16 protein-coding genes are annotated in these 16,419 nt (G+C 67.8%); 6 read left to right on the forward strand and 10 right to left on the reverse strand.

Annotation, left to right across the window (positions count from 1 at the left end; genetic code table 11):
* Positions 1-2 precede the first annotated feature (2 nt).
* On the reverse strand, positions 3-1,313 hold the full coding sequence (locus GON04_RS02550; protein ID WP_157396436.1) for a homoserine dehydrogenase: 1,311 nt from the start codon (positions 1,311-1,313) through the stop codon (positions 3-5).
* 82 nt (positions 1,314-1,395) lie between these two features.
* Entirely contained in the window at positions 1,396-2,622 is a 1,227-nt protein-coding gene (locus GON04_RS02555; RefSeq protein WP_157396437.1) for a pyridoxal phosphate-dependent aminotransferase, read from the reverse strand.
* Positions 2,623-2,726: 104 nt separating this feature from the next.
* Between GON04_RS02555 and GON04_RS02560 the strand changes: the two genes are divergently transcribed.
* From GON04_RS02560 to GON04_RS02575, 4 genes are all read left to right on the forward strand, one after another.
* Positions 2,727-3,104 (forward strand): Mth938-like domain-containing protein, encoded by a 378-nt coding sequence (locus tag GON04_RS02560; protein WP_157396438.1) that lies wholly within the window; start codon positions 2,727-2,729, stop codon positions 3,102-3,104.
* A gap of 105 nt (positions 3,105-3,209) precedes the next feature.
* Entirely contained in the window at positions 3,210-3,686 is a 477-nt protein-coding gene (locus GON04_RS02565; RefSeq protein ID WP_157396439.1) for a peroxiredoxin, read from the forward strand.
* Between the two features lie 186 nt (positions 3,687-3,872).
* Positions 3,873-5,564 carry a PhoH family protein gene (locus tag GON04_RS02570; protein ID WP_157396440.1) on the forward strand — a complete coding sequence of 564 codons (1,692 nt, stop codon included), beginning with the start codon at positions 3,873-3,875 and terminating at the stop codon, positions 5,562-5,564.
* Positions 5,565-5,703: 139 nt separating this feature from the next.
* Complete coding sequence (locus GON04_RS02575) at positions 5,704-6,903, forward strand: DUF3443 domain-containing protein (RefSeq protein ID WP_157396441.1); 1,200 nt, start codon at positions 5,704-5,706, stop codon at positions 6,901-6,903.
* Positions 6,904-6,910: 7 nt separating this feature from the next.
* On the opposite strand, the gene dnaB is transcribed toward GON04_RS02575, so the two are convergent.
* From dnaB to GON04_RS02605, 6 genes are all read right to left on the reverse strand, one after another.
* Entirely contained in the window at positions 6,911-8,320 is a 1,410-nt protein-coding gene (dnaB, locus tag GON04_RS02580) for a replicative DNA helicase (RefSeq protein ID WP_181653851.1), read from the reverse strand.
* Positions 8,321-8,523: 203 nt separating this feature from the next.
* Positions 8,524-8,976, reverse strand: a complete 453-nt coding sequence (gene rplI, locus GON04_RS02585) for a 50S ribosomal protein L9 (protein ID WP_157396443.1) — start codon at positions 8,974-8,976, stop codon at positions 8,524-8,526.
* Positions 8,977-8,988: 12 nt separating this feature from the next.
* A complete protein-coding gene (rpsR, locus tag GON04_RS02590; RefSeq protein ID WP_048438842.1) occupies positions 8,989-9,270 on the reverse strand; it encodes a 30S ribosomal protein S18 in 282 nt (93 codons plus the stop codon).
* Positions 9,271-9,282: 12 nt separating this feature from the next.
* Entirely contained in the window at positions 9,283-9,570 is a 288-nt protein-coding gene (priB, locus tag GON04_RS02595; RefSeq protein ID WP_157396444.1) for a primosomal replication protein N, read from the reverse strand.
* 28 nt (positions 9,571-9,598) lie between these two features.
* Positions 9,599-9,967: a 30S ribosomal protein S6 gene (gene rpsF / locus GON04_RS02600; protein ID WP_157396445.1), complete on the reverse strand. Its 369-nt coding sequence runs from the start codon at positions 9,965-9,967 to the stop codon at positions 9,599-9,601.
* 149 nt (positions 9,968-10,116) lie between these two features.
* Complete coding sequence (locus tag GON04_RS02605; RefSeq protein ID WP_157396446.1) at positions 10,117-10,374, reverse strand: DUF4212 domain-containing protein; 258 nt, start codon at positions 10,372-10,374, stop codon at positions 10,117-10,119.
* Between the two features lie 137 nt (positions 10,375-10,511).
* On the opposite strand from GON04_RS02605, the gene GON04_RS02610 reads away from it, so the two are divergent.
* Positions 10,512-10,748 carry a hypothetical protein gene (locus tag GON04_RS02610; RefSeq protein WP_157396447.1) on the forward strand — a complete coding sequence of 79 codons (237 nt, stop codon included), beginning with the start codon at positions 10,512-10,514 and terminating at the stop codon, positions 10,746-10,748.
* Here GON04_RS02610 and GON04_RS02615 read toward each other — a convergent pair.
* Both GON04_RS02615 and ppsA read right to left on the reverse strand, forming a co-directional pair.
* Positions 10,735-12,825, reverse strand: coding sequence for a VC_2705 family sodium/solute symporter (locus GON04_RS02615; protein WP_157396448.1), 2,091 nt, complete (start codon positions 12,823-12,825; stop codon positions 10,735-10,737). The genes GON04_RS02610 and GON04_RS02615 overlap by 14 nt on opposite strands.
* Before the next feature lie 65 nt (positions 12,826-12,890).
* Positions 12,891-15,284 (reverse strand): phosphoenolpyruvate synthase, encoded by a 2,394-nt coding sequence (gene ppsA, locus GON04_RS02620; RefSeq protein ID WP_157396449.1) that lies wholly within the window; start codon positions 15,282-15,284, stop codon positions 12,891-12,893.
* Positions 15,285-15,467: 183 nt separating this feature from the next.
* On the opposite strand from ppsA, the gene ppsR reads away from it, so the two are divergent.
* Positions 15,468-16,289 (forward strand): posphoenolpyruvate synthetase regulatory kinase/phosphorylase PpsR, encoded by an 822-nt coding sequence (ppsR, locus tag GON04_RS02625; RefSeq protein ID WP_157398303.1) that lies wholly within the window; start codon positions 15,468-15,470, stop codon positions 16,287-16,289.
* The last annotated feature ends 130 nt before the right edge of the window (positions 16,290-16,419 follow it).

The following is a 16,419-nucleotide window of genomic DNA, read 5'->3' on the forward strand; positions in this document are numbered from 1 at the left end:
GACTAGGCGAGTTCTTCCTTGCGGATGCGCACGATGGGCGCGATGACGGTGGGCAGGGCCTGCATCTGCGCGATGGCTTCGTTCATCGTGCCCTCGCGCGTGTCGTGGGTCAGGATGATGAGGTCGGTGTGCCGCTCGCCCTCGCCCGCCTCGCGCTGCAGGATGGCGTCGATGGAGATGCCGGCCGAGGCCAGCAGGCCGGTGACCTTCGCCAGCACGCCGGCCTCGTCGGCCACCCGCAGGCGCAGGTAGTAGCTGGTGACCACCTCCGCCATGGGCAGCACCGGCTGGTCGCTCATCTGGTCGGGCTGGAACGCCAGGTGCGGGACGCGGTGCGCCGCATCGGCCGTGTGCAGGCGCGTGATGTCCACCAGGTCGGCGATGACGGCGCTGGCCGTGGGCTCACTGCCCGCGCCCTTGCCGTAGTACAGGGTCGTGCCCACGGCGTCGGCCTGCACCACCACCGCATTCATCGCGCCCTCGACGTTGGCGATGAGGCGCCTGGCCGGCACCAGGCTGGGATGCACGCGCAGCTCGATGCCGGCGGGCACGCGCTTGGTGATGCCCAGCAGCTTGATGCGGTAGCCCAGCTGCTCGGCATAGCGGATGTCCTGCGCGCCCAGTTGCGTGATGCCTTCGACATAGGCCTTGTCGAACTGCACCGGGATGCCGAACGCGATGGCGCTCATGATGGTCGCCTTGTGCGCGGCGTCGACACCCTCGATGTCGAAGGTGGGGTCGGCCTCGGCGTAGCCCAGGCGCTGCGCCTCCTTCAGCACGGCGTCGAAGTCGAGACCCTTGTCCCGCATCTCCGACAGGATGAAGTTGGTGGTGCCGTTGATGATGCCGGCGATCCACTGGATGCGGTTGGCGGTCAGCCCCTCGCGCAGCGCCTTGATGATGGGGATGCCACCGGCGACCGCCGCCTCGAACGCCACCATCACGCCGCGCTGGTGGGCGGCGGCGAAGATCTCGGTGCCGTGCACGGCCAGCAGCGCCTTGTTGGCGGTGACCACGTGCTTGCCGGCCGCGATGGCCTCCATCACCAGCTGGCGGGCGATGCCGTAGCCGCCGATCAGCTCGACCACGATGTCGATCTCGGGATCGGCGATGACCTCGCGCGCGTCCTTCACGACGCGCACGGCGTCGCCGGCCACGGAACGGGCGCGGTCGACGTCGAGGTCGGCCACCATGGCGATCTCGATGGCGCGGCCGGCGCGGCGCTGGATTTCCTCGCGATTGCGCTGCAGGACGTTGAACACGCCGCTGCCGACGGTGCCGATGCCCAGCAGGCCGACCTGGATGGGTTTCATCACGCCTCCCGACGAGCCGCCTTGCGGCTGGCAGAAGCCCCCTTGGACGGGAGCGGGGACACGAATATAGGAGCGTGGAGGCTCATGAACTATGACGCTTGCGGTAGTTGTCTAGGAATCGTGCGATGCGGCCGACGGCCTCCCGCAGGTCGTCCTCGTGCGGCAGGAACACGATGCGGAAATGCTGGTTGTCGGGATAGTTGAAGCCCGAGCCCTGCACCAGCATCACGCGGGTTTCCTGCAGCAGTTCGAGGAAGAACTGGCGGTCGTCGGCGATGGGATAGATCTTGGGGTCGAGCCGCGCGAACATGTACAGGGCGGCCCTGGGCTTGACGCAGGTGACCCCCGGGATGGCGGTGATCAGTTCGTAGGCCAGGTCGCGCTGGCGGCGCAGCCGGCCTCCGGCGCACACCAGGTCGTTGATGCTCTGGTAGCCGCCCAGGGCGGTCTGGATGGCGTACTGGCCGGGCACGTTGGCGCACAGGCGCATGTTCGAGAGCATGGTCAGGCCCTCGATGTAGTCGCTGGCGGCGCGCTTGTCGCCCGACACCACCAGCCAGCCGGCGCGGTAGCCGCACGAGCGGTAGCTCTTGGACAGCGAGTTGAAGGTGAGCGTGAGGACGTCCTCGGACAGGCTGCCGATGGCCGTGTGCTTCACGTCGTCGTAGAGCACCTTGTCGTAGACCTCGTCGGCCAGGATCACCAGGCCGTGCTCGCGCGCCACCGCGACGATGGCGCGCAGCAGTTCGTCGGAATAGAGCGCCCCGGTCGGGTTGTTGGGGTTGATGACGACGATGCCCTTGGTGCGCGGCGTGATGCGGCGGCGGATGTCCTCCAGGTCGGGCATCCAGCCGTTCGCCTCGTCGCACCGGTAGTGCACCGGCGTGCCCCCGGAAAGACTGGTGGCGGCGGTCCACAAGGGGTAGTCGGGCGAGGGCAGCAGCAGTTCGTCGCCGTCGTCCAGCAGCGCATTGGTGGCCATCGCGATGAGTTCGCTGGCCCCGTTGCCGAGGTAGATGTCGTCCAGCGTGACGCCGTGGATGCCCTGCTGCTGGGTGTAGTGCATCACCGCCTTGCGGGCGGCGAAGATGCCCTTGCTGTCCGAGTACCCGGCGGAATTGCCCAGGTTGCGGATCATGTCCTGCTGGATTTCCTCGGGGGCATCGAACCCGAACACGGCGAGGTTGCCGATGTTCAGCTTGATGATCTTGTGCCCTTCCTCTTCCATCTGCCGGGCTGCGTCCATGATGGGCCCGCGGATGTCATAGAGGACGTTGGCGAGCTTGGCGGATTTCTGGACGTTTTTCAAAGCCTCTCCTGCAGCGGCGTCGTCAAGGGTGAAAACCTATAATTTGACCATAGTTCCGCTGGGCCACCGCCCGGCTCGGCCCTCCACTCCTCACCCCGTTCCGCATGAAGCTGCAGCCCGACCAGTTCGACGTGCAGGCCATCACCGGCTATGGCCCCGGCTGGGTCGGCATCAACACCGACCGCATCACCCACAGCGTGGTCGTCGGCTCGCGCGGCGAGCGGATCGATTGGGGCGCGGCAGCCTTCGACGACCTCGGCCCCGATCACTTCGCCCGCCTGGCCGAGCTGCAGCCGGAAGTGGTCATCTTCGGCAGCGGTTCGCGCATCCGCTTTCCGCGGCCGGCCTGGCTGGCACCGCTGGTGGCGCGCGGGATCGGCCTCGAGACCATGGACACGGCTGCGGCCTGCCGCACCTACAACATCCTGGCGCAGGAGGGCCGGCACGTCGCCGCGGCCCTCCTACTGGAGGCTGACGGCTGAGGAGGGCGCGTCAGGGTCGTTTCAGGTAAAATCGGCTGTTGCAGCCCGGTCGCGCGCGTCCGGGCGCAGCAACGAGCAACCCCTGTCACACGAGCAAAAAATCCCATGGCGATCGTTGTCAACAAGCCCCTTCCCGAATTCGAAGCGAACGCCACGGGCGGCCTCAAGGTCAGCAATACCTCCCACGTCGGCCAGATCCTGGTGTTGTACTTCTATCCGAAGGACAACACCCCGGGCTGCACCACCGAAGCGATGCAGTTCCGCGACAAGTACAAGGACTTCGTGAAGGCGGGCGCCACGGTGTTCGGGGTCTCGCGCGACAACATGAAGTCGCACGATGACTTCAAGGCCAAGCTCGAGCTGCCCTTCGAGCTGATCGCCGACACGGAAGAGAAGCTCTGCCACATGTTCGGGGTGGTCAAGAACAAGATCATGTATGGCAAGAAGGTCAAGGGCATCGAGCGCAGCACCTTCCTGGTCGGCGCCGACGGCGTGCTCAAGCAGGAGTGGCGCGGCCTGAAAGTGCCGGGCCACGTCGACGAGGTCCTCAAGGCCGTGAAGCTGCTGAAAAAGGCTGCCTGACAGAGGGTGACGTTTGGTAGCAACGGCGGGTGGTCCGTCATGGTGGCCTCGGTGCCGTCGTGTATAGTGAATTCATGCCGTTGATCCTGACGCCCAGCGTCATCACTGCATCCGCAGAACAAGCCGCCGGCTTCGCCAGGCGGCTTTTTCGTTTTCTGACCCCTGCTTTCGGGACCCCCCTGCCCTATGCCGTTGCCCCCCGCCCCCACGAAGCGCGCCGCCCTGCTCCCGGTCGAGGCCTACGACGCCCCGGCCCGGTCCTCGCACAAGGCGGCACGAAAATCGGAGGCTCCCGGAGCGGACAACCCGCTGGCTGAGCGGCCGCAGCTCGAGGATTTCGACCCCCGCGTCGGTGGCGAGGCCGCGCATCCCGCGGCCTTCCTGGACGAGGCACCCGCCGTTGTCGAGCGTCCGGTGCAGCGCTCGGCCGCCCGCAAGAGCCCGCCGGTTGCCGAGCCGGCGCCGCGCATCAAGAAGACCCGCGCCAACGGGCCTACCAAGCTCTTCGTGCTGGACACGAACGTGCTCATGCACGACCCGATGAGCCTGTTCCGGTTCGAGGAACACGACATCTACCTGCCGATGATCGTGCTCGAGGAGCTCGACGGGCACAAGAAGGGCACCACCGAAGTCGCCCGCAATGCCCGCCAGGCCAGCCGGTCGCTGGATGCGCTGGCCGGCGCACAGGGTGCCGACATCGGCGCCGGCCTCAAGCTCAACACCACCGGTCACCCCGAAGCCGGTGGCTGCCTGCTCTTCCAGACCCAGTCGCTGGCCAACCACCTGCCGCCCAGCCTGCCCCAGGGCAAGGCCGACAACCAGATCCTGGGCGTGGTGCAGGCGCTGCGCGAGCAACACGCCCCGCGCGACGTCGTGCTGGTGTCCAAGGACATCAACATGCGCGTCAAGGCGCGCGCGCTCGGCCTGGCGACCGACGACTACCGCAACGACAAGACGCTGGACGACCTGGAGCTGATGTACTCCGGCGCGCTGGCGCTGCCCGCCGACTTCTGGGCCAAGCACGGCAAGACGGTCGAGAGCTGGCAGAGCGGGCAGTTGACGTACTACCGCGTCACCGGGCCCATCGTCCCCAGCCTGATGATCAATCAGTTCGTGTACTTCGAGGCTCCCGGCGAGCCGAGCCTGTACGCGCGGGTGACCGAGATCCGCGGCAAGACCGCGGTGCTGCGCACCCTGAAGGACTACGGCCACCTGAAGAACGCCGTGTGGGGCGTCACCACCCGCAATCGCGAGCAGAACTTCGCGATGAACCTGCTGATGGACCCGGAGGTGGACTTCGTCACCCTCACCGGAACGGCCGGAACGGGCAAGACGCTGATGGCCCTGGCTGCCGGCCTGACGCAGGTGCTGGACGACCGCCGCTACACGGAAATCATCATGACCCGGGCCACGGTCAGCGTGGGCGAGGACATCGGCTTCCTGCCCGGCACCGAGGAGGAGAAGATGGGCCCCTGGATGGGCGCGCTCGACGACAACCTCGAAGTGCTCGGCAAGACCGACAGCGGCGCCGGTGAGTGGGGCCGCGCCGCCACCAACGAGCTGATCCGCAGCAAGATCAAGATCAAGAGCATGAACTTCATGCGCGGGCGAACCTTCCTGAACAAGTACGTCATCATCGACGAGGCGCAGAACCTCACGCCCAAGCAGATGAAGACGCTGATCACGCGGGCCGGCCCGGGCACCAAGATCATCTGCATGGGCAACCTCGCGCAGATCGACACGCCCTACCTCACCGAGGGCTCCTCGGGCCTGACCTTCGCGGTCGACAAGTTCAAGGGCTGGCCGCACAGCGGGCACATCACCCTCGCGCGCGGCGAACGCTCGCGGCTCGCCGACTTCGCCAGCGAAGTGCTCTAGCCGCGGGCCGCAGCGCGGCCTGTAACGGTCGGGCCGCAGGCTCGGCCATTCGTTGCGAACGGTTGCGCCTGCAGCCGCGACGCCTCGCTACCCTCGTTCCCGAGGCGCGCACGCACAGCGCCGAGCAGGGAAGGAACGAATGAAAGCTTGGTATGCGGCCGCATGCCTTGTGCTGGCGTTGTGCGGCTGCGGCGGTGGCTCGGGCGGGAGCACCACGTCGCCATCGGCATCGGCCTCCGGCCAGGTGATTCCCGGTGCCGGCGCCGCCGGTGCCAACGTGGTGCAAGTCACCGTCGACCGCGGCACGGACGGCTCCGCGCTCAACGCGCCGTTCGTCACGGTCACCGTGTGCCAGCCCGGCACCTCGTCCTGCATCGACATCGACCACGTGCTGGTCGACACGGGTTCGAGCGGGTTGCGCATCGCGGCCTCGGCGCTCGCCTCGGGCCCGGCGTTGCCAGGGGTGACCACGGCCGGCCGGGCCGTCGGCGAATGCGCGCACTTCGCGAGCGGGTTCGCCTGGGGATCGGTCCGCCAGGCCGACGTCCGCCTGGGCGGCTCCACCGCGTCCGGGATCTCGATCCACGTGGTGGACGATCCCGTCGCGCCCTTCACGGCAGTTCCTGCGGACTGCTCGGCGACCGGCCGCAGCATCGGCGCCGGGCGCGGGTCGCGCGGCATCCTGGGCGTCGGCCTGTTCGATCGCGACTGCGGCACCGCGTGCGAGGTGAGCACCGCGCCGGCGGTGTACTTCGCCTGCGACGAGAGCGGTTGCACGTCGATCCGCGTGGCCGTCGCCAGCCAGGTGCGCAACCCGGTGGCGGCGATGCCGACCGACAACAACGGCGTGGTGCTCTCGCTACCGGCCGTCCCGGCCGGCGGCGCAGCGGGCGCGACCGGCGTGATGCTGCTGGGCGTCGGCACGCAGGCCAACAACCAGCTGGGCAATGCCACCGTCTACGCCACCGACTCGCAGGGTTTCTTCACCACCACCTACAAGGGCGTCACCTACCCGGCCAGCTTCCTGGACAGCGGCTCGAACGGGCTGTTCTTCAGCGATCCTTCGCTGCCGCAATGCGGCGATTTCTACTGTCCGGGCGCGACACTGGCCCTGTCGGCCACCAACATGTCGGCCACCGGCGTGTCCGGGACGGTGACCTTCACGCTGGACAGCATCGACCTCCTGGCGCCCAACGCGGGCGTCGCGAACATCGGCGGCGACCCCGGGCTGGCGCGGACGTTCGACTGGGGCCTGCCGTTCTTCCTGGGACGGACCGTGTTCGTGGCGCGCGCCGGAGCGGCGACCCCGGCCGGCCCCGGCCCCTACTGGGCGTATTGAACCGACGTCAGAAGTCGTCGCCGCTACCCATCGCCAGCGACTCGAACCGCGTGAGCTGCTTCATGAAGGCCAGCTTGCACGTGCCGGTGGGGCCGTTGCGCTGCTTGCTGATGATGATCTCGGCGACGCCGGGCTCCTTGGAGTCCTTGTTGTAGTAGTCGTCGCGGTAGATGAACATGATGACGTCGGCGTCCTGCTCGATGGCACCGGACTCGCGCAGGTCGCTCATCATCGGGCGCTTGTCGGTGCGCGACTCCACCCCGCGCGACAGCTGCGACAACGCGATGACGGGACAGCCCAGCTCCTTGGCCAGCATCTTCAGGCCGCGCGAGATCTCGCCCACGGCCGTGGCCCGGTTCTCGTCGTTCATGCCCGTCGAGACGCTCATCAGCTGCAGGTAGTCGACCACGATGAGGCCCAGCTTGCCGCCGCACTGGCGCGCCAGGCGCCGGGCGTTGGCGCGCAGTTCGCTGACGGTGAGGCCGGGCGTCTCGTCGATGTGCAGCGACACGTTGCGCAGCCGTTCGATCGCCTCGGTCAGCCTGGGCCACTCCTCGTCGCTCAGCTTGCCGGTGCGCAGGTGTCCCTGGTCGATACGGCCGATCGAGCCCACGATACGCACCGCCAGCTGCGAGGCGCCCATTTCCATGGAGAACACCGCGACCGGCAGGCCCTCGTTGAGCGCGACGTGCTCGGCGATGTTGATGGCGAACGCCGTCTTGCCCATCGACGGGCGCGCGGCCAGCACGATCATGTCGCCAGCCTGCAGCCCCGAGGTCATGCGGTCGAGGTCGTGGAAGCCGGTGGGCACCCCGGTGATGTCGTTCGGGTTGTCCGCCATCTCCTGGACCCGGTCGAGCAGCTCGACGACGAGGCTGTCCATGCCCTGGAAGCCCTGCTTCATCCGCGAGCCTTCCTCGCCGATGTTGAAGATCTTCTGCTCGGCCTCGTCCAGGATCTGGTCGACCGCCTTGCCCAGCGGGTTGAACGCCTTGGTGGCGATCTCGTCCGCGGCCGACACCAGCTTGCGCAGGATGGACCGCTCGCGGACGATCTCGGCATAGCGCCGGATGTTGCTGGCGCTCGGCACGTACTGCGCCAGGCTGTTCAGGTAGGCCAGCCCACCCACCTCGTCGGACTTGCCCAGGCTCTGCAGGTGTTCGAACACCGTGATGACGTCTGCAGGCTTGCTGGCGTTGATCAGCGCTCCGATGGCTGCATACACCAGCTTGTGCTCGTAGCGGTAGAAGTCGCCATCGGTCAGCAGGTCGCCGACCCGGTCCCAGGCGCCGTTGTCGAGCAGCAGGCCGCCCAGCACGCTGGATTCGGCTTCGACCGAATGGGGCGGCACGCGCAGCTGCGCGATCTGCCGGTCACGCGGGAAGTCGTCTTCGACGGGGGTCAGGACGGCGGACATGGGCGGGGGGATCTCCTCGGCAATGATGCTAACGGCCACCTGGGAACTGTCCAGGGACAACGTTGGGCAGATCAGGTGGACAGGGTGTGGACAGATGGCCGGAAGCTGTGGATTTCCGGACCGGAAAAAACAAAACCGCCCCGTAGGGCGGCTTGTCTGGCGACGACGACGCTGCTCGCGCAGCCTCGCGGCGGCTCAAAGGCTCAGGCGGTCTCGCCGTACACCGTGACGTTGATGTCGACCACCACGTCGGTGTGGAGCGCCACGCTGACGGTGGAGTCGCCGACGGTCTTGATCGGACCGTTGGGCATGCGCACCTGCGACTTGGCGACCTTGTAGCCCTGGCGGCCGAGTTCCTCGGCGACGTCCGCGTTGGTGACCGAGCCGAACAGGCGGCCATCGACACCGGCCTTCTGCGTCAGCTTGATCGTGGTGCCGCCCAGCTTCTCGCCCTGGGCCTGGGAATCGGACAGCTTGGCCGCGGCGGCCTTCTCGAGTTCGACGCGCTTGGCCTCGAACTCGGCCTTGTTCGCCTCGGTGGCGCGGCGGGCGCGGCCGGTGGGGATCAGGAAGTTGCGGGCGTAGCCGTCCTTGACCTTGACGATCTCGCCGAGGCCGCCGAGGTTCACGACCTTGTCCAGAAGAATGACTTGCATGGGGGTCGCTCCTTAGATGCGGTGCTGGTCGCTGTACGGAACCAGGGCCAGGAAGCGCGCGCGCTTGATGGCGGTGTTGAGCTGGCGCTGGTAGATCGCGCGGGTGCCGGTCAGGCGCGCCGGGATGATCTTGCCGTTCTCGGCGATGAAGTCGCGCAGGGTGTCGACGTCCTTGTAGTCGATTTCCTCGACGCCGGCGACGGTGAAGCGGCAGAAACGCTTGCGCTTGAACAGCAGCGACTGCGTGTTGCGCTTCGGACGCTTGTCCTTGTTGAATTTCTTGAACGTGGCCATGTGGATGCCTCTTTACGCTGATTCGAACGATTGGATGTGGAGCACGGGGTGCTTGCCGTTGCGCGGTGTGGCCAGGAAGCCGGTGAAGGCCCAGTGGCTGCCGACCGGCTGGCGGACGATGGTCTCCGCCAGGCTGCCGATCACGACCGCACGGACCGCCGCCTTCACCTGCCGCGCCTGACCCGCTTCACGGACATCGGACTCATGCTCGAGCCTCAGGTCCAGGGCCGGAAGCCCGGCCGGGGTATAGCGCAGCGTGCTGGCTTCGGCGATCACCGCGCTGAGCGCGACGTGATTCATCGCCAGGCGGCCCGCAACGGCTGCCGTCTTACGACGCCTGGTACTCCGCCTGCTGGGCCTTGCGAGCTTCCTCGCGCTCGACCGTCTTCATCATGGACGACGGACCGGTGTCGGCCTTCTTGCGAACCACGGTGAGGTGGCGCAGCACGGCATCGTTGAAGCGGAAGGCGTGCTCGAGCTCGCCCATCACGTTCTGGTCAGCCTCGATGTTAATGCACAGGTAGTGCGCCTTGCCGAGCTTGTTGATCTGGTAGGCCAGCTGGCGGCGACCCCAGTCCTCGACACGGTGGACCTTGCCACCGCCGGCGGTGATCATGCCCTTGTAACGCTCCAGCATGGCCGGAACCTGCTCGCTCTGGTCCGGGTGGATCAGCAGCACGATTTCATAATGACGCATGGACTCTCCTTGAGGATGTGCCGGCAACTGGCGGCCCTCTCGGACCGTTTCGCCCCGGCGGGACAGCCGCCCCCAGCGTCAACTCAGGGGTGCGGCAAGGCAAAGCCAAAGATTATACGACAGCCCGACAAGCTGCCCCAGGGGGGCACTCAGGCCTCGTCGTGCATGCCGTACGTGGCGTCCAGCTTCTCCATGTAGCGTGCATGGAACCAGTTGATGGCGACGAACACCCCCAACCCGCCCTGCGCACCCACCCAGAACCCGAGCGGCCAGCCGGCGAAGTGCATCTGCAGGTCGCGGGCGAAGTAGCCGACGCCGAAGGTGGCGCAGAACCAGACGGCCAGCAGCGCGCCGGTGACGGCAAGGCTCTTGCGCCAGTAGATCCGTTCCCGCTCCTGCGCATCCATGTGCTGCTCCTTCAGCGGCCATGCTTGGCGGACGGGCTTACCGACGGCTGACAGACGGGACCGCGGCGCTCGGACATTTGCGGGGGATGCGGCGGCGACGCTATGCTCCCACCGTATCGATGGGCCACAGGGCGAGGATGGACAAGCACACGATCTACCGCAAGTCGGCCAGCGGCACGGAGGCCCTGGCCACCCGCGACGCCGCGCTGGGCGTGCGCCTCCGGTCCTTGCTGATCCTGGTGGACGGCAAGCGCGACGTGGGTGAGCTGTGCCGCCTGGCGCAGTCGATCGGGGATGCCGAGCGCCTGCTCACCGACCTGGACGACCTGGGCATGATCGAGAGCGCCAGCCGGTCCGACTTCAGCCCCCTCTAGCCTGCCGGACGGCCGGCCGCAGCGCGCCCCGGCGGGTGGCCAGGCTCACGGCGACGTTCACCGTCACACCGGCCGCCACCCCGAACACGCCGGAGCACACCGGCACGATGCCGAACCACAGCTGCGGCGGCCCGGCCAGCCCGATCCAGGCCCGCAGCCAGGGCGCATTGGCGGCGATGTAGTACGTCGTCAGGCCCAGGCCGGCCGCCATGCCGGCCACCGCCCCGGCCCGCGTGGCGCCCTTCCAGAAAATGCCCAGCACCAGGCCCGGGACGAAGGTGGACGCGGCAAGCGAGAACGACGCCGACACGAGTGGCAGGATGTCCGCGGGCTTGAGTGAGGCCACCACCGCCGCCAGCAATGCCGTGAGCAACAGCGCGAACTTCGACAGGATCACCCGCTGCTCCGGGTTCATGCGGGTGGCGACGTCCTGGCTGTACAGGTCGCGCACCATGGCATTGCTGATCGTGAGCAGCAGGCCGTCGGCGGTGGAGAGGGCCGCGGCCAGTCCGCCCGCCGCCACCAGCGCCGAGACGATGTAGGGCATGCCGCCGATCTCGGGTGTGGCCAGCATGATGACGTCCGCCCCGAGGCGGATCTCGCCGAACTGCACCTTGCCGTCGCCGTTGATGTCGGTCACGGCCACCAGCGACTGGTCGACCCGGGCCCACTGGACGATCCATGGCGGCAGGGCGTCGAAGCTGCTGCCGACGAGGTGCTGCATCACTTCGAACTTCACCAGCACGGCGAGCGCCGGCACGCTCAGGTAGAGCAGCGTGATGAAGAACAGCGCCCAGGCCACCGACTTGCGCGCCTGCGCCACGCCCGGCGTCGTGTAGAAGCGGGTCAGCAGGTGGGGCAAACCCGCCGTGCCCAGCATCAGGCAGAAGATCAGGGCCAGGAAGTTGCGGCGCGACAGGTTGAACGCCTCCTGCTCCTGCGGCGTCCCATCGGGGTCGCCGGCGAAGGGACGCGAGTGCGGTGGCATCCCGGTGAGCGGCCGCGAGCGATCCAGGCTTTCCTGCAGGGCCCTGCCCCACTGGTCGCGGGCCGACTGCGCATCGCGCGGCAGCGCCGCGAACTCCCGGTGTGCTGCGACGATGCGGGCCGAGTCCGCGCCCTCGGCCTTGAGCCGGCGGATGCGTTCCTGCGCCGCCGCCCGCTCACGCTCCAGCGAGCCTTCGATGTCGGTGAGCCACAGCCGGTAGCGCTCGGCGCGGCGCAGGTATTCGGCCTGCACTTCCTTTTCCTTCGGGTCGTCGACCAGCCGGCGTTCCAGCTGCTCGATCTTGTCGAGCTGCTTGCCGTAGACCAGCGGCGCGAGCGGGTTGCCCAGCTGCTTGTAGGCGAGCCAGGAGACCGGAATCAGGAAGGCCAGCAACAGCACGACGTATTGCGCCACCTGGGTCCAGGTGACCGCCCGCATGCCGCCCAGGAAGGAGCACAGCAGCACGCCGCCGAGCCCGAGCAGGATGCCGATCTCGAACTGCACGCCGGTGAGCCGCGAGGCGATCAGGCCGATGCCGTAGATCTGGGCGATGACGTAGGTGAACGAGCAGGCGATGGCGCCGACCGCCGCCAGCCGGCGCGGCCAGGCGCCGCCATAGCGCACCTGGAAGAAGTCGGGCAAGGTGTACAGGCGCAGGCTGCGCAGGTAGGGCGCGACCAGCAGCCCCACCAGGCAGAAGCCGCCGGACCACCCGAGCACGTAGGCCAGCCCGCCCGGCTGCTCCGCCGTGCCGGTGTAGCCCTGCAGGTACAGCCCCCCGGCCAGGCTGATGAAGGACGCCGCGCTCATCCAGTCGGCGGCGGCGGCCATGCCGTTGTAGAACGGCGGGATGCGCCGCCCCGCGACGTAGTACTCCTCCGGGTCCGTGGTGCGGCCCCAGATGCCGATGGCGGCATAGGCCATGACGGTGGCGAACAGCAGGAAGGGCCCGAGCCACTGGCGCGAGATGCCTTCCTGTTCGGCCCATGCCAGCAGCAGCAGCATGGCGCACAGCCCGGCGACGTAAGTCGCCAGGATGCGCCCGAGCCGGCGCTCGTAGCGCGCGCCCTGGCGGTCGGTATCGGCCATGTGTGTCCTCCCGCCCGATGATCGCACCGGGCCGGGAGGCGGCGGCTAGGGATTGCTCGCGGGCCTCAGCGCTTGGCCAGCTGCTGCCAGGTGGCGATGACGCTGTCCGGGTTGAGCGAGATCGAGGTGATGCCCTCGTCCGCCAGCCACTGGGCGAAGTCCGGATGGTCGCTGGGGCCCTGGCCGCAGATGCCGACGTACTTGCCCTGTGCCCGGCAGGCCTTGATGGCGCGCGAGAGCATCGCCTTGACGGCCGGATCGCGCTCGTCGAAGTCGGCGGCCAGCAATTCCAGGCCCGAGTCGCGGTCGAGGCCGAGCGTGAGCTGCGTCAGGTCGTTCGAGCCGATCGAGAAGCCGTCGAAGTACTCGAGGAACTCGTCGGCCAGGATGGCGTTGCTGGGCACCTCGCACATCATGATCACGCGCAGGCCGTCCTCGCCCCGGCGCAGCCCCTGCACCGCCAGCAGCTCCGTGACACGTTTGGCCTGGGCCAGAGTCCGCACGAATGGGACCATGATCTCCACGTTGGTCAGGCCCATGTCGCGACGCACGCGCAGCATCGCCTCGCATTCCATGGCAAAGGCCTCGCGGAAGGCCTCGCTCACGTAGCGGGCGGCGCCGCGGAACCCGAGCATCGGGTTCTCTTCTTCCGGCTCGTAGCGCGAGCCTCCGATGAGCTTGCGGTACTCGTTGCTCTTGAAGTCGGACAGCCGCACGATGACCGGCTTGGGCCAGAACGCGGCCGCGATGGTTGCCACGCCTTCGGCGACCTTGTCGACGTAGAAGGCGCGCGGCGAGGCGTGGCCGCGCGCCACCGATTCCACCGCCTTCTTCAGGTCGGCGTCGACGTTGGGGTAGTCGAGGATGGCCTTCGGGTGAACCCCGATGTTGTTGTTGATGATGAACTCGAGCCGCGCCAGCCCGACGCCATGGTTGGGGAGCTGGGCGAAGTCGAACGCCAGCTGCGGGTTGCCCACGTTCATCGTCATCTTGACCGCGATGTCGGGCATGACGCCGCGCTGCACCTCGCTGACCTCGGTCTCCAGCAGGCCGTCGTAGATGAAGCCGGTGTCGCCCTCGGCGCAGCTGACGGTGACCAGGGTGCCGTCCTTGAGCAGCGCGGTCGCGTCGCCGCAGCCGACCACTGCCGGGATGCCCAGCTCGCGGGCGATGATGGCGGCGTGGCAGGTGCGCCCGCCGCGGTTGGTGACGATAGCCGCCGCGCGCTTCATCACCGGCTCCCAGTTCGGGTCGGTCATGTCGGTGACCAGGATGTCGCCAGCCTGCACCCGCTCCATCTCGGCGATGCTGTGGACCAGGCGCACCGGCCCGGTGCCGATCTTCTGGCCGATGGCCCGGCCCTCGGCCAGCACGCTGCCCTTGCCCTTGAGCTTGTAGCGCATCTCGGCCTTGCCCTGCTGCTGGCTCTTCACCGTCTCGGGACGGGCCTGCAGGATGTAGAGCTGGCCGTCGCTGCCGTCCTTGCCCCACTCGATGTCCATCGGTCGGCCGTAGTGTTCCTCGATGACCAGCGCATAGCTCGCCAGCTGCTCGACGTCGGCGTCGGTCAGCGAATAGCGGTTGCGCTGCTCGAGCGGAACGTCGACGGTCTTGACGAGCTTGCCGGTGGCCTTCTTCTCGTCGGCGCCGCTGAACACCATCTGGATCAGCTTGGAGCCCAGGTTGCGGCGGATGACGGCCTTCTTGCCGGCCCGCAGCATCGGCTTGTGGACGTAGAACTCGTCCGGGTTGACGGCGCCCTGCACCACCGTCTCGCCCAGGCCGTAGCTGGAGGTGATGAACACGACGTCGCTGAAGCCCGACTCGGTGTCGATGGTGAACATCACGCCGGCCGCACCGAGGTCGCTGCGCACCATGCGCTGCACCCCGGCCGAAAGCGCCACGTCGGCGTGGGCGAAGCCCTTGTGCACCCGGTAGCTGATGGCCCGGTCGTTGTAGAGGGAGGCGAACACCTCCTTCATCTTGTGCAGTACGTCCTCGATGCCCACCACGTTCAGGAAGGTCTCCTGCTGGCCGGCGAACGAGGCGTCGGGCAGGTCCTCGGCGGTGGCCGACGAGCGCACGGCGAAGCTGGCCTGGGGACTGCCGGCCTGCAGCGTCTCGAACGCGGAGCGAATCTCGCGCTCCAGGTCGGCCGGGAACGGCTGGGCCTCCAGCCAGCCCCGGATCTCGGCGCCGGCCGCGGCCAGCGCCCGGACATCCTCGGTGTCCAGCGCCTGCAGGCGCTTCTGGATGCGGTCGGCCAGCCCGTCGTGGGCCAGGAACTGGCGGAACGCGTGCGCCGTGGTGGCGAAGCCGGTGGGCACGCGAACGCCCTGTGGCAGTTGCGAAATCATCTCGCCGAGGCTGGCGTTCTTGCCGCCAACCGCCTCGACGTCGGTCATCCTCAGGTTCTCAAACGGTACGACCAGGGCGGTCGCGCTGAACAGGGCAGACATGGGGAAGCTCCAGAAGTTGAAACCGGGTCCGCGCTCCAGCGCAGCGGGTCGCGTCCAGGCGTGCGGCTTCGTTGTTCTTCGAATGGGCCGGGGGCACGACGGGACGGACACATGATGGGGTGCATTGTAGGCAGGGCGGGGAGCCGCCGGGCCGGCGCCGGTTGCTACGATCGGACCATGGCCATGCACTCGCGCACCGTCTTCTTCATCTCGGATGGCACCGGCATCACGGCCGAGACGTTCGGCAACGCCATCCTGGCGCAGTTCGAGTTCAAGCCCAGGCACGTGCGGCTGCCCTTCATCGACACCGTCGACAAGGCGCACCAGGTGGTGCGCCAGGTCAACCACGTGGCCGAGCTCGAGGGCCGCCGCCCCATCGTGTTCACCACGCTGGTGAACGTGGAGATCCTGCAGGTCATCGAGGACGGCTGCCGGGGCATGCTGCTCGACATGTTCGGCACCTTCGTGCGGCCGCTGGAAATCGAGCTGGGCATGAAGTCCAACCACCGGGTGGGCCGCTTCTCCGACGTGAGCAAGAGCAAGGAATACCACGACCGCATCGAGGCCATCAACTTCAGCCTGGCCCACGACGACGGCCAGAGCAACCGAGACCTCGAGCAGGCCGACGTCATCCTGGTCGGGGTCAGCCGCAGCGGCAAGACGCCGACGTCGCTGTACCTGGCCATGCAGCACGGCCTGAAGGCGGCCAACTACCCGCTGATCCCCGATGACTTCGAGCGCCAGCAGCTGCCGGCCGCGCTGGCGGCGCACCGCAAGAAGATCTTCGGGCTGACCATCCAGCCCGAGCGCCTGGCCGAGATCCGCAACGAGCGCCGGCCGAATTCGCGCTACGCTGCCCTGGCGAACTGCCGCATGGAAGTCGCTGAGGCGGAGGCCATGATGCGGCGCGCCGGCATCCGCTGGCTCTCGACGACCACCAAGTCGATCGAGGAGATCGCCACCACCATCCTGCAGGAGATCCGGCCCGAGCGGCTGGAGTATTGACGTCCCGGCCGCTTGCGCGGCCGCGGTCAATAGAGCCAAGCAATGCAATGGGTTGGCTCAATCAATTGGCTTTATCGGCTGGCCGGCCCTAACCTATCGTCTGTTCCCCACCACTACCCACTAGAGGAAA

Source organism: Ramlibacter pinisoli (genome assembly GCF_009758015.1).
Classification (GTDB): Bacteria; Pseudomonadota; Gammaproteobacteria; order Burkholderiales; family Burkholderiaceae_C; genus Ramlibacter; species Ramlibacter pinisoli.